The sequence below is a fragment of the Kitasatospora sp. NPDC018058 genome, assembly GCF_044327205.1.
GTDB lineage: Bacteria > Actinomycetota > Actinomycetes > Streptomycetales > Streptomycetaceae > Kitasatospora.
In genome coordinates this window covers 242,561-256,105 of sequence record NZ_JBIRFA010000007.1, presented here as the reverse complement: position 1 = coordinate 256,105, position 13,545 = coordinate 242,561, and the positions used below count along the sequence as shown (strand labels likewise).

Genomic DNA, 13,545 nt, shown 5'->3' with positions numbered 1-13,545 from the left:
CTACTTGATAACTTTGACGTTACCATGGTGGCGGCGGACCCGATCAAGGGATCCGATCAAGAGAAATGTGAGCCCATGACCCAGGCCCCCGACGGCGGCAACCCCCGCGGCCTCCACTTCCTCGCCGCCCTCGCGAACACCGTCCGTGAGCACCCCGAGGCGGGAGCCGCCGAGCTCCAGGGCGTACTGGAACGCCACGGCGGCCCGCCCTTCCGACTCACCGACGCGGACGCCCGCGAACTGCGCGACGCCACCACCGCCGTGATCGCCGTCCTCGACACCGACGACGTCGACCGGGCGGCCGAGGCGATCAACGCCCTGCTCGACCGCTACCCGCCCCGCCCCCGCCTCGTCCGACTCCCCGGCCGCCCCTGGTCCTTGCACACCCGGGCCGCCGACGACGCCGGCCTCACCCACTGGTTGCTCTCCACCGCCGCCCTCGCCCTCGGCATGTGGCTCAGCGAACGCGGCAGCTGCGCCTGGGGCCGGTGCGCCGCCCCGGGCTGCGGCCGCCACTTCATCGACACCGGCCGCCGCACCCCCCAGCGCTACTGCAGCCCCCGCTGCGCCACCCGTGTCCGGGTCGCCGCCCACCGGGCCCAACACGCCAGCGGGTGACGGAGAGTCGCCGTCCACGCCGGGCACGCCGGGCACGCCGGGCACTGAGCCCTCCCGGGCCCGCCGGGCACTGAGCCCTCCCGGGCCCGCCGAGTTCCCGTCCGCTCAGGCACCTTGCGGCGTTCCTACGCCGCGCGCATCGCCTCGACCGCGCTCATCCGCCCGACCCGCCGGGCGGGCGCGACGCCGGCGGCGAGGCCGGTGAGCACCGTGAGCGCGAGCGCCGCGAGCACCAGGAGCACCGGCGGGCCGCCGACGGTGCCCAGGGTCGAGGTGATCGAGCCGGCCGCCGCCCAGCCGTAGCCGAGGCCCAGGGCGGTGCCGAGCAGCGCGCCCGCGAGCGAGAGCAGGACGGCCTCCAGGGTCAGCATCCGGCGCAGCTGGCGCCGGGACATCCCCATGGCACGCAGCATGCCGATCTCCCGGGCGCGTTCGCTGACGCTGAGCATCAGGGTGGCCGCGACGCCGAGTCCCGCGATGACCACCGAGAAGGAGAGCAGCGCCATCGAGATGACCGTCATCCGGTCGAGCAGCGTGCGCAGGGTCTCGGCCTGGGCGGCGGTGTCCGTGACGGTGAGCTGCGGCTGACCGGCCAGGGCGCGGTCCACGGCGCGTCGGGCACCGACCCGGTCGGTGCCGTCGGCCGGGCCCACCCAGACGGTGGTGACGGCGCCTCCTGGGGCGAGCCGGTCCAGGGTCGCCGGGGTGACCACCAGCACCGCGCCGCTCTGCAGGGTGAACGGCAGGGCGCTGCGGGCGGGTTCGATCCGCAGCTCCGCGCCGGGCCGGCCCGCCGCTCCGGCCACGTCGCGCGGCCCGCTCCCGCCGCCGCCGAACGCGTCGCCGAGGCCGCTCAGCGCGGCGCCGTCCGGCAGCGCGCGGAGCCGGTCGAGGTCCGGGGTGCCGGCCTGCAGCCGACCCGGGTCGACCGCCGCCACCAGGGTGTCCCGGCCGGCGACCCGCAGAGTGGTCGAACGGACCGGCGCGACCACCAGCTCGCGCTCCGCTGCGAGCGCCGCGAGTGCCCCGGCGGGCAGGGTGGCGCCGTTGGCGCCCGTCACCGAGTACACGCCGGGCTGGCGCGCCGAGACCACCGGGACCAGCGAGTCGGAGGTGACCTCCAGAGCGGTCACCGCGCCGACCATCATGGTCACGCCGAGCAGCAGCGCCGAGCCGGTGGCGCCGGTCCGCCCCGGATTCAGCCGCAGCTGCTGGGTGGCGAGCCGGCCGGCCGGCCGTCCCGCAGAGCCGCCGGACCGGGCCGCCCAGCGCACCGACGACGGCGGGCAGCAGCCGGTCGGCCAGGCGCAGCACCCCGAAGAAGCTGGCGATCGCGCCCACCGTGACGGCCAGCAGGGCCATCGGCGGCGGCACCACCAGCCCACCGACCACCACCAGGGCGGCCCCGGCCGCCAGCAGCACCGTCGACCAGACTGCGGCGCGGACCCTGGCGACCGGACCGGTGGTGCCGAGCCCGGTGCCGCCGAGCGCCGCGACCGGCGGCACCTGTGCGGCCGCCTTGGCCGGACCGCGCACGGCCAGCATGGTGAGCAGCACGCCGAACAGGGCGGCCAGCGCGCAGGTGAGCGGGGAGGGCAGCAGGGCGAGGTGCACCGGCCCGAGGTCGGCGGCGCCGGCCACCGCTGAGGCGGCCGCGCACAGCCCGACCGCCGTGAGCACCCCGACGCCCGAGGCGCCCACCCCGAGCAGCAGGCCCTGACGGCGCACCAGCCTGCGGATCTGCGCGCGGTCGGCGCCGACGCAGCGCAGCAGGGCGAGTTGGCGGGTCCGCTGCGCGAGCACCACGGAGAAGGTGTTGCCGACGACCATCCGGGCCACCGCGAGGGCGATCAGGACGAAGGAGAGCGCGGCGATCAGCACCACGCCGTAGAGGGTGCGGCTCTGCCGGGTCGCCTCGGCGACGGAGGCGTCCCGGGTGCGTACCTCGGGCGCCTCGGCACCGGCCAGGGCCGTCCCCAGGTCCGCGACGGCGCGCGTCCGGGAGGCGCCGTCGGTCAGCCGTACGTCCAGCGTGCCCGCGGTGGCGCCGGTGGCGTACCGGGCGAGCGCGTCGGCGGGGACGCCGATGATCGGGTGCCCGGCGAGGCTGGGCGCGCCACGGCCGTCCAAGGTGCCGGTCAGCCGGACCGTCGCGGTGCCGCCGTCGGCGCGGGCCACCTTGACCGTGGCTCCGGGGGCGGCGTCGATCCGCTCCGCGGTGTCGGCGTCGAGCACCACCTCGTCCGGACCGACCGGCCAGCGCCCGTTCCTGAGTAGCTGCCAGCGCAGGGCCGGGTCCGCGGCGACCGCGCTGACCGCGGCGGCCTGGCCGAGCGGCCGCCCGTCCGCGACCAGCACCGCGCCCCGCCCGGTCAGCCGCGGGGCCACCTCCGCCACACCGGCCACCTGCCGCGCCCGGGCGGCGACGGAGGCGTCCAGTCCGCCCTGCGCGGCCGGGCGGCTCACCTGGATGTCGCCGGGGCCGACCTCGGCTGCCGCGGTCTGGCTGAAGGAGTCCACCAGCGCTCCGCTGCCGCTGACCGCGGTGATCAGGAAGGCTACGCCGAGCGCGATCGCGGCTCCGCTCAGGACCAGTTGCCGTAGCTGTCCGCGCAGCTCGGCCAGGGTGTATCGGTACGTCGTCATCGTTCCCGGCTCGTTCTGATGGGTCAGACGCGCTCGTGCCGCCTGATGATCATCGAGCCTAGGGGTGCACGAACGACCGTCCGTCAGCTCCGGGTCCTCTTCGTGATCAGACCGGCGGCCGACCTCCGGCCGGGCCCGCTCCTCCCTGAGAGGTACCCCGCCCCTGAGCCGGCGGTACGGGTCGCGGGTCAGCCCGCCGAACGGGAGGGCGAGCCACCGGGGCGGTGCTGGAGGTCGATCGGGTTGTCCCCGTTGCCAGGGGGCGGGGTCGCTGCGGGGCTCGGCGGCGTTGTCACGGGTGCCCGGCTCGTCGCCGACGTGGGCGGGTGGACCGGGGTCCGACTCGGGGCGGCGGTGCGGCCGGCGGTGGCGGACGTGGCTGCCGTCGGTGTGACGGGCACGGGAGGTGCGCTGGTGGGGGTCGGCGTGGGGCCGGCGGTTCCGGCCGGGGTCTCGGCCGTGCTCTGCGCGGGCGAGATGGCCGGTGCGGGGTTCGCGCCGCCGGATGAACAGGCGCCGGCGGTCAGGACGAGGAGCAGGGTGGCTGCCGGAACGGCGAGGCGTCTCTTCACGGTCGGGTGTCTCCGGTCTCGTACGGTCCGGGGTTGGACGTGCGCGGCGCTCGCCCGGTTCCGGAGCGCCGGTGCCCGGCGCGCTCGGGTGAGCGGGCCGGGCACCGGTGGTTCACGTGCGGTGATCAGTCCTGGTTGTCGTCGCCCTGGCTGTCGTTGTCCTCGTGCAGCGCGCGCGGGTTGATCGACCAGATGCCGCGCCCGAAGGTGGCGGCGTAGAGGCGGCCGTCGGGGCCGGTCTTGAGCTGCTGCACCGAGGTGGTGGGCAGATTGCGGCCGAGCACCGAGAAGTCGGTCTCGCCGGGCGCGCGGTAGAAGGCGGTGAGGTCGGTGCCCAGCGCCAGCCCGCCGCCCGGCAGGATCTTGACCGAGGTGGCCGGGATGTCCGGCAGGTTGGCCGAGACGTCGGTCCAGGTGGCGCCGCCGTCACGGGTCTCGAAGAGGTGGCCGATGCCCGCGCCGGGGCCCTCGGTCCAGGTCCGCGAGAAGCCGTTGAAGGCCACGAAGACGTGCTGGGCGTCGTGCTCGTCCACGGCGAAGGAGCTGATGTACCGGTTCGGCAGGGTGCCGTCGACCGGAAGGTTGAGCTGGTGCCAGCCGGTGCCGTCGGTCTTTCCGACCGCGATGCCGCGGCTGAAGCCCTGGTTGTTGCAGGGGCCGCACCAGCCCGCGTACACCGTGCCGTTGACGGTCGAGACCGCCGTGGCGACGTGCCCGGCGCCGAGGTCGTAGGCGCTGGTCCACTCGCTGCCGCTGCGGATCGCGTAGCCCTTGTGCTGGACCCAGACGTGCTGGCCGCCGGCGATCCAGGTGTTGACGTCCTTGGGGTCACTGGTGATCGGCGCGATGAAGCGGGCCGAGCTGGTGTCCTTGTCGGGCGGGGCGACCTCGTAGGAGGTGGCCTTGCTCGGGTCCTTCGTCCAACTTCCGTCGTTGACGGCGCAGTTCTGGGTGACCCACATGTCGAGGTAGACGTACTCCTCGGCGATGTTGCAGCCGTTGGCCGGGTCGACCAGCGTGTCGGCCCCGTCGCCGCCGAAGTTGGAGCCCATCACCTTGTCGTGGGCGCGCAGGATGGACTCGCCGTTGTCCTGCAGACCGCCACTGACGATGACGCCCTTACCGGAGCGGTCCGCCGGGTCCTTGCCGACGCCGACCGAGTAGTACTGCAGGGTGTCGATGGTGCCGTCGGCCAGGGACTTCCAGTCGGTGGCGTGGCCGGAGGCGTCCGCCGAGCCGTTGACGGGACGGTCGTAGATGCCGCCGTCGTTGCCCACGTACACGCTGGTCTTGCCGTGGTACGAGCCGATGGCGACGGCGTGCTGGTCGGAGTGGACGGTCGGCGAGCAGTCGCCGGTCTGCTTGGTGGGGTCGATGCTCCAGCACGGGAACGGGAAGTTCCAGTACGGGCCGGGGACGCTCCAGTTGGCGCCGCCGTCCTTGGTCTCCAGCACCTCCTCCAGGCCCGCGTAGAGGTGGTCCGGGTTGGCCGGGTCGACCTGGAGGGACTGGTTGTACCAGGCCTGGATGCCCGGCTGGTAGCCGGCGCCCTGGAGGGCGGAACCCGAGCCCTTGAGCTTGTCCTTGTCCGCGATCAGCGTCCACGGGCCGGACGGCGAGCCGGACTTGGAGACGTAGATGCCCTTGAGGCCGGTGTCCGGGTTGTGCGCCATGACGTCCGGCGACTGGTCGATCGCGTAGTAGCGCGAGCCGTCCGCCGAGCGCGCGAAGGTCACGTTGCCGACGTTCGCCGCGTCCGTCGGCAGGTCGCCCAGCGAGGAGACCCGCTGCCAACCGCCGTCGGCCGCCTTACTGTAGAAGCCGTTGTAGGTGTCGCCGCCGCGCCAACCGACCGCCAGGATCACCTTGGACGGGTCCTTGGGGTCGATCGCGATGTCATTGGCGATGTTCTTGTACGGCGCGCTCGGATCCTTGGCCTTCGAACCACCCGGCAGGTAGTCCGGGTTGGGCGCGAACTCCAGCGTCCACGGGCCGGAGAGGTCGGTGGTGGAGTGGCTCCACACGCCCCGGCTGGTCGCCGCCCACACCTTGCCGCCGCCGAAGCGCAGCGCGTGGATGATGGTGGACTCCAGCTCGGCGCCGCCGACGCGGTTGCCGGGCTGGAACTTCCCGTGCTTCGGGTCCGACAACAGGTAGACGCCGGTGCCGACGTAGGAGGTGGCGCCGGTGTTGGACTCACCCGTGGCGTACCAGAGCCGCCCGCCCTCATCCAGGTTCAGCGTGCCCGTCGACAGCGTGGGCAGCTTGTCGGCGATCGGCTCCCAGTGGCCACCGCCCGTACGGGAGCGGAACACCCCGCCGTTGGCGCCGCCCGCGTAGACGTAGCCGTCGCTGTCGGCCGCGATACCGGTGATCCGACCGGTCACCAGGCCGGCGCCGCCACTGGAGTTGGAGTTGACGTCACGGTAGCGCGGGTCGTCCGAGTTGTACGGCTTCTTGGTGACGTGCTGCCACGAACCGCCGGTGCGCGGCATCGACTGCAACTGTTCCCAAGCCGCGCCGTAGGCGCCCGGCGCGACCACACCGGGGGCGGTGCGGGCCTCGGTGTACTGCGCGACGCCCTCGGCGGAGTTCTCCGCCTCGTCCGCGCCGCCGTCGTCCCCGCCGGCCGCGTCGGCCTTGGCGGAGAAGGTGTGCTTGGCGGCGCTCTGGCCGCTGACCTTCGCGGCGTGCTTCTGGCCGACCTCGGCCAGGTGCTGCGCCTGGTGCGGCAGGAAGGTGGTCGGAACGGGGGCGGCGAGGGCCTGAGCGGTGGTCAGTCCGAGTGCGGTCAGGGTGACGGCGGGCAGCAGCAGCCGTCGGCGTTGCCTGTTGGGCACGATGGTGGGTCCTCCCCATGCGGCGGGTCGCGCGGTCGCGCGGTCGGGCGGAAATCCGACCGAAGCCTTGCCGGTCGACCCGGTCCGCGTGAAGTAGTGGCACGTAACGAATGATTAAAACCAAGCCGGTTAAGACAGTTCAGGAAAACGGTTCATAGAACCGTCCAACCCCACCCTCCCGGCGGCATCCGGGAGAGTGGGATTCGAACCATTCGCACGGGCGAGCGAACCGTCCCACCACGGCGGTCCGGAGGTCATCGCCAACCACGCGACCGGCCCGCGACTGGGCCCGTGCTCGACCCTGTGGTCACCCGCCGGGGGCCATGAGGAAGCCGTGAAGGGGCCCGCCCGTGCGGGCCCCTTCACGGCTGGAGCCGGACACCCCCGGTGCCCCCTGCCTCACCCCGTCGACGCGCGGATGCGACGCCCTCGGCCCGGCCATAGCTTCGCGGCACATCCCCTCGCATCCCCGTGAAACGGCCCACGCGCGCTCAGGAGTTCGATGCTCGTGACTCCTCCCCCCGACTGAAGCCGGGGGCTTCTCGCTCACCCTGTGGGGCGTCGCGACGGACCAGCCCGTAGGGTGCTGACGGCTCCCACGGGGTCGGCGTGCACCCGGTGGCCGCAGCTGACGCAGTGGAAGGTGTCCTGCGCGGGCCGGTTCTCCTTGACGGTGTGTCCGCACGCGGGACATCTGCGGGAGGTGCTGCGAGGGTCCGCAGCCGTCGTGTCCCGTCCGACGCTCACTGCCGTGGCGGTGAGGATCGCGAGGAACACCCCCCATCCGGCATCGGCGATCGAGCGGTTGCGTCCGGCGACACACGGCTGACCGCGGTACGGCAGTACATCGGAGACCAGAAGCGGCCCCTTCGAACAGGGCCGCCGTTCAGCATTCCGAAGCGGTGCGGCGACGCTCCGCGCCGCCGGTATCAGGATCGGATCCCCTCCCCGGGTGAAGCCGGGGACACCCTGCGACGATGCCCTGGGCACCAAGAAGATCCACGGGTTCGATCCGACCCGCGGTTACCGGGTGTTCCCGCAGTCCGCCCAGATGAACGGCAACGGGGGTGCCCCCCGGGGAGGGCGGCGAGAGGTGATCCGCGGAAGCGGTCATCCGCCGGCGCGCGTCACGGGTTCATCGCCCGGGACGCGCTCGGCGCCTGGGTGCACTCGAAATCCAGGGGGCCCGCCGGCAGCGCTACGGCGTGTAGGCACGGGTGGTTCGGCGTTCCGGCCGGGGCTGCCAGCACGGTGGCCACCTCGCCGGTGATCTCCACCCGGAGGTCACCCTCCACGCTCTCCCAGACCAGGGTTCCGCCGGGGCCCACGGCGTCGGTGGCGTGCACCACCACGACGGCCGGTGGGGCGTGCCCGCCGATCGGCCCCGGCAGGGTCACCGCGTAGCGGCGCTCAAGGATTCTCATGGCCGGCCTCCTCATGTGCCTCCCCCGCTCGCGTTGTCGATTCTCCTCCGCGCGGATGCCGTTGTACACGAACGGTGGCCGCCCCCCGCGCCGTGATCAGGCTCAGGCGGACCAGCGCAGGACGGCTCCCAGGCCGCCGGGCGGGCCGGGGACGGCCTCCGGCACCGTCAGGGCCTCGGCGCCGACGGCGGTCGCGCAGCGCAACAGGGCGTCGGCCGCCGGTGCCTGCTGCGGCTCGGCGACGCCCATGGCCCGCAGGTCGGCCCGCTGGACACCGATGTGCTCGTGCTGCGGGCCGGTCCACACCGGGCGTTCCGGGTCGTGGCCGCTCGGCTGGACCAGCAGCGCGGCGAGCTGGTGCTGCCGGGCGGCGGTCACCACGGCGGGCACGCCCTGGGCGGCGGCGCCGGGTGCGGTCTCGGTGCCGGTGGCGTCGGTGCCGTGCTCGCCCGGGCGGCCGATGCCGGTGCGGAAGGCGTCCAGCACGGTGTCCAGGTGGCGGGTCCGGTGACCGTTCCAGGCGGTCTCGATCCGCTGGTCGAAGGCCTCCCGGGCGATGCCGTCGGCCCGGCCGCCGCCGTCCACCTCGACGGTGTCCGGCCACAGCTGCTGCGGCAGCAGCTCCCGGACGGCACGGCGCTCGCGGACGTCGCCGGTGAGCACCAGCAGGCCGGCGCCGCTGCCCGGCCAGACCCGGGCCACGTGGCGGGCGATGATCCCGGCGGTGCGGTCCCAGGCATCCTCCACACGGTGCCGGTAGTGCCACTCGTGCCGGTCGGCGGGCGGGGCGCGGTGGCCGCGACCCCACCACTGCCGTCCCTCGACGGTACCCATCGGCGCGGCGCCGCCGAGCTCGCGGCGCTCCAGTTCGGCGCCAGTCCGGTCGACGGCCACCACCAGGCAGCGCGGCACGGCGTCGTCGAGCAGCCCGAGCAGCGGGGCGGTGTGCGGCAGCGGCGCCCAGGTCGCGGCCACGTCGGGCGGCGAGCCGGCCAACGGCGTGTCGACCACGACCTCGCCGTCGGCGGCGAACAGCGCCCGCCCCGGCGGGGAGCCCTCGGCCGGTTCGGCGGCCAACCGCTCGCGGACGGCGACGCAGGTGCGGTCGTCGACGCCGAGCCCGGCCAGCCGGTGCACGGCCGCGCGGTCGATCAGCGCCCGGCGCTGGGCGGCGTCCTCGGTGGCGCGGGAGGTGTCGAGGTAGACGGAGGCCCAGGGGCCGGGCCGGTCGAGCAGCGGAGTGAGGAACGCGAGGTCCATGGCGGCCTCCCGAAATCGGTGGGCTATTGAACGCCTACCCGGTTGCGGGCGGGGGACACCCGGCCGGGGCGGAGTGACTCCGCCATCCGTTCGGAGGTTGAAGGGCGCACGACCCGAAGCGATCCGGCCACGTTGTGCACACGCCCCACTACGGAACGTGGCGGCCTGTGCGCTTTCCGACGACGGTCGACCTCAGCCCGTGAGCCAGGGCGCCTCGGGGAGCTTGGCGTCGGCGTTCCGCCCGGAGAAGTCCACCGTGGTCGGTGTGCCCAGGCCCGCCATCTGCATGGTCACCCGGCCCAGCGTGCCGTCGCCGTCCACCCAGTAGGTGAGCGGCGAGCGCGCGCCGTCCGGCGCCGAGCCCTGGGCGCGCGGGCCCGCGAAGCGGTCGTAGCTCCGGTCGCCGATCCGGTCCCGGCCCAGCCAGCGGGCGCCGGACTGGGCGAGCAGCAGCGGGTTGTCCGGCCGGTCGGCGCCGACCTGGACCAGCAGGCGGAGCCCGGCGTCCAGCGGGTCCGCGGTGTACGAGCGCGGGGACCAGCCGGTCCGGGGGACGTGTTCGGCCTGCTGCCAGGGCGGGGCCGCATCGCCCGCGGGCTCGGGGGCCAGGCCGAGGCCGCCGGTGTCCCAGACGACCAGGCCGTGGTCGAGCTGGCCGCTCGCGCCGGTGGTCCGGTAGCGGCCGGCACCCCGGTGGGTGCGGTAGTCGACGACCCCCTCGACCCGGACCTGCACTCCCCCGCCCTCGGAGGCGGTGAGCACCACGCCCACCGGGCTGGCCTGGTAGAGGTTCAGCCGGGACAGCGCCAGCCGGGACGCCTCGTCCGTGGTGACCGGCCGCTCCGAGGTCTCGTCCGAGACGGTCTCGTACGCGAGGACACCGCCCGCCACGGCGCCGCAGAGCGCGATCGCGATCAGCACCCCCAGCCAGCGGGCCTTCCGGCGGGGCGGACGGGCGGCGGTCTTCGTCTTGCGGGCCATGCGGTTGCCTTCTCCCATCTGTTCGGTCACAGGACTCGGGCGGGTCCGCGAACCCGTGGTCCGCGAACCCGCCCGAGCCGGGCTGTCACCCCGTCATGACGGGATGGCTATCGGTGCTGGGCCCTGCGTCGGCGCGCCAGCACGAACAGTGCCGCACCGAGGATGACGAGCGCCACGGCGCCGGTCACCAGCAGCGGCGTTCCGTCACTCGCGCCGGTGTGGGGCAGTTGCCCACCCGGCGCCGGGGCCGGCGGGGCCGGCGGGGCCGGGGTGCCGGGTGTAATCGGGGTCGGGGTCGGGGTGGGCGTCGCCGACCCGGTCGGGGTCGGGGTCGGGGTCGGAGTGGGTGTCGGGGTGGGGATCAGCTTGTTGACGGCCGTCACCGAGACGCCGGCGTCGAGGTTGTCGGCGGTGAGCACCAGCGGTCCGAAGACCGTGGTGTCCGGGGCCGAGTAGCCGTCCGGCGGGCTCAGTTCCTGCCAGTAGTACGTCCCCGCCGTGCCGCTGCCCTGGCAGACGCCGTCGGCACCGGTCGTGCAGGGGTCGCCGACGGGCGTGTCCGGCTTGGTGCCCGTGGTCTGGAGGCCGTCGGTGCCGTTGGTCTCGTGCCACAGCTGGAACTTGGCCCCGGCCAGCGGTTTGCCGTCCTGGTCGTGCTTGACCAGCTTCAGCGCGCCTTCCTGCTGGCGGTAGCCGAAGTCGTAGGTGTGGTCGTTCTCGCCCGGTCCGCCGGTGGTCAGCGCCCGTTCGGGGAACTTCGCGCCGGCGGGGACGATGCCCTTGGAGTCGATGAAGTGGTTGTCGCCGACGTCGTGGTCGGTGGGCACCCACTGGTACAGGGGGCCGCCCTTGGCGTAGTCGGCCGGGTTGTCGATGCGGATGGTGTACTTGGTGTGCGGCTTGAGGCCGCCGGTGACGTTGCCGTCGTCGAAGTAGTACTCGCCGCGCGCCGTCGTCTTGGTGGTGCCGACCACCTTGCCCGACTCGTCGTAGAGGTTGACGGTGGCGCCCTTCACCGGGAGCTGGCCCGGGTTCTGGATGCCCTTGCGCTCGGGGTCGTACCAGACCCGGTTGCCGATCTGCAGCGGTGCCTGGTCGCAGAGCACTTCGAGGTCACCCATCGCGGCGCCCTTGCCGAAGGGGGAGCTGGTCGTCGCCGGGGTCAGCCGCAGGCCGAACTTCGGGTCGTGCGCGCCGTCCGCACGCTCCATGAACGACGTGCCGTAGCCGACCGGGGTGTGGTCCGGGTCGAAAGCGGAGGCCGCGATGGTGCTCTCGACCTTGGAGAGCGCCATGCCGGCGAACACCGAGTTGTGGTGACCCACCTCATCCCAGCCGGTGGCGAAGAACCGGGCGCCCCGGACGGTCTTCCCGCAGCCGAGGTTGGTGTCCATCACGTACGTGCCGTTCGACAGGCAGGCCTTGTTCAGGTCGCCGCCGGACATGACGGTGGCCGAGTTCGGCGCCGGGGCGCCCGGACCGCGGTCGGCGAAGCGGTCGCGGAAGGCCAGCAGCATCGAACCGTCGGTCTCGAACTGGATCTCGCCCAACTCCGGTTCGGGGAAGGCGATGGTGGTGTTGCCGCACACCTTGCCGTTCTGCGAGCCCGGGAAGGTGCTGGTCCACGGGAACCAGCCCGCGCCGTCGCACGGGCCCCCACCGACGGTGGACTGGCGCGGGTAGTCCAGCGGCTGGTTCAGCACCGCCTTGCCGAACGCCCCGGTGCCGAGGTCGAACGGCAGGACCACGGCGCGCACGTCCGCGAGCTTGCCGGTGGACTGACCGGAGCAGACACCGCCGAGGAACCCGGTGCCGTCCTGGAGGCCGAGGCCGAACGGCCGCCAGTCCGCAGCCGACGGGCAGCCCGGGTCCGGGATCGCATAGGCGGCCTTCGGCGCCGACGCCGTCGCCGCCGTGGCGTCGTAGCGGTACAGCCGGCGGTCGTTCAAGTTGACGACGAAGAGGTCCTTTCCGTCGTCGGTGATCTTGATGCCGCCCAGGCTCTCCTTGCCGGGCACGTCGAGGAAGGCGTCGTCCGTCCCCGGCCCGTGCGCGGTGCTGCCCGCGTTCGGGACGGTGGTGAAGACCGTCGTCTTCTTCTGCGCCGGGTCGGTGACGTAGATCCCGCCGGAGCCGCCGGGGCCGTAGTCGGTGGTCCGCTTGGCCGTCGCCGAGGAGAAGACCCGCTTGTCGGCCTTGTTCCAGGCGATGCCGTACAGCGTGCCGGTCTCGGCGTCGGTGGCGAGGTTGGTGGCGTTGGCGGTGACGCCGTCCTGGCCGCGCGCGCTGTACGGGAAGGAGACCAGCGTGCGCTGGGCCCCGCCCTGGTAGGTGGCGGTCTGGCAGGTGGTCACCAGGGTGGCGTTCTTCTGGCAGTAGTCCCCCGGGTACCACAGCCCGGTGGTGTAGGAGACGTTCTTGCCACCGGAGAGGTCGACGAACTCCTCGTTGGAACTCAGCTGGGTCGGCGCGCCGTCCAGCCCCTGGCGGGAGGCGAAGGCCGGGAACAGCACCCCCGGCTTCGGATTCACCACCTGCACCCGGTACTTGCCGCCGGTCGCCTTGGTCGACGCCGGAGCCAGCGTCACCGTGCCGTCCGCCGCCGTGGTGCCGTCGATGCTGACACCGGCGTCATCGGTGAGCGTCACCTTCACGCCCGCCATCCCCGGCTCCAGTGCGGGCGTCCACGCCCCGCTGGTGTCCACCGCCCGGATCACCCGGACCGTCACCGATCCGTCGCCCGTCTGGGAGACCGCCGACGGGACGGCCGCCAGCGAGCTGCTGCCGACGGTGATCGCGAGCGCCGCGAGGCGGCCCACCGAGCGACGGCCGAGCACGCCCGACCGTCGCCGATCCGGGCCGCGCGCGGCGCCGTTCGTCTGTTCTTTCGTTGTCTTCATCCCTGCTCTCATCGTCCAGAAGGGTCATCCGACCCGACGTCATGAGGGAGCCCACGGCGTGTCCTGAATCCGCCATGGTTAACGTGAGCTTAAAGGGATTTCGCCCAACTGGGTGGCAAAACGTGGAACTTTGATGGCCTGTCGGACGTATCCAGAGAGCCGCAGCCTGACGGTGCATCAGCCCGAAGGGGCCGCCCGACCAGCATGAATCCACTTCCGGACACTCCCCCACCCGGGAACAAGCGCCATGTCGACAAAGGCGCTCGACCGTTCACGCCGGCCCCCAGCTCGAACGCCGCTACGA

General features: G+C 73.4%; 9 protein-coding genes and 1 pseudogene. 2 read left to right on the top strand and 8 right to left on the bottom strand.

Features of this window, described 5'->3' with window-relative positions; genetic code table 11:
• Positions 1-75 precede the first annotated feature (75 nt).
• A complete protein-coding gene (locus ACH4E7_RS12715) occupies positions 76-618 on the top strand; it encodes a CGNR zinc finger domain-containing protein (protein WP_396249050.1) in 543 nt (180 codons plus the stop codon).
• Positions 619-743: 125 nt separating this feature from the next.
• On the opposite strand, the gene ACH4E7_RS12710 is transcribed toward ACH4E7_RS12715, so the two are convergent.
• On the bottom strand, positions 744-1,751 hold the full coding sequence (locus ACH4E7_RS12710) for an ABC transporter permease (RefSeq protein WP_396249049.1): 1,008 nt from the start codon (positions 1,749-1,751) through the stop codon (positions 744-746).
• Between ACH4E7_RS12710 and ACH4E7_RS12705 the strand changes: the two genes are divergently transcribed.
• A complete protein-coding gene (locus ACH4E7_RS12705; RefSeq protein ID WP_396249048.1) occupies positions 1,732-2,265 on the top strand; it encodes a hypothetical protein in 534 nt (177 codons plus the stop codon). The genes ACH4E7_RS12710 and ACH4E7_RS12705 overlap by 20 nt on opposite strands.
• On the opposite strand, the pseudogene ACH4E7_RS12700 reads toward ACH4E7_RS12705, so the two are convergent.
• The 7 genes and pseudogenes from ACH4E7_RS12700 to ACH4E7_RS12670 all read right to left on the bottom strand — a co-directional run.
• A pseudogene (locus ACH4E7_RS12700) lies at positions 2,185-3,264 on the bottom strand (ABC transporter permease); the annotation flags it as partial. The gene ACH4E7_RS12705 and the pseudogene ACH4E7_RS12700 overlap by 81 nt on opposite strands.
• Before the next feature lie 697 nt (positions 3,265-3,961).
• On the bottom strand, positions 3,962-6,676 hold the full coding sequence (locus ACH4E7_RS12695; protein ID WP_396249047.1) for a glycosyl hydrolase: 2,715 nt from the start codon (positions 6,674-6,676) through the stop codon (positions 3,962-3,964).
• 546 nt (positions 6,677-7,222) lie between these two features.
• Complete coding sequence (locus ACH4E7_RS12690; RefSeq protein WP_396249046.1) at positions 7,223-7,453, bottom strand: zinc ribbon domain-containing protein; 231 nt, start codon at positions 7,451-7,453, stop codon at positions 7,223-7,225.
• 350 nt (positions 7,454-7,803) lie between these two features.
• Positions 7,804-8,100: a DUF6296 family protein gene (locus tag ACH4E7_RS12685; RefSeq protein ID WP_396249045.1), complete on the bottom strand. Its 297-nt coding sequence runs from the start codon at positions 8,098-8,100 to the stop codon at positions 7,804-7,806.
• A 102-nt stretch (positions 8,101-8,202) separates the two neighbouring features.
• Positions 8,203-9,360, bottom strand: a complete 1,158-nt coding sequence (locus ACH4E7_RS12680; protein WP_396249044.1) for a hypothetical protein — start codon at positions 9,358-9,360, stop codon at positions 8,203-8,205.
• Between the two features lie 192 nt (positions 9,361-9,552).
• Complete coding sequence (locus ACH4E7_RS12675; RefSeq protein WP_396249043.1) at positions 9,553-10,341, bottom strand: hypothetical protein; 789 nt, start codon at positions 10,339-10,341, stop codon at positions 9,553-9,555.
• Positions 10,342-10,448: 107 nt separating this feature from the next.
• Positions 10,449-13,241 (bottom strand): SdrD B-like domain-containing protein, encoded by a 2,793-nt coding sequence (locus ACH4E7_RS12670; RefSeq protein ID WP_396249042.1) that lies wholly within the window; start codon positions 13,239-13,241, stop codon positions 10,449-10,451.
• Positions 13,242-13,545: the final 304 nt, after the last annotated feature.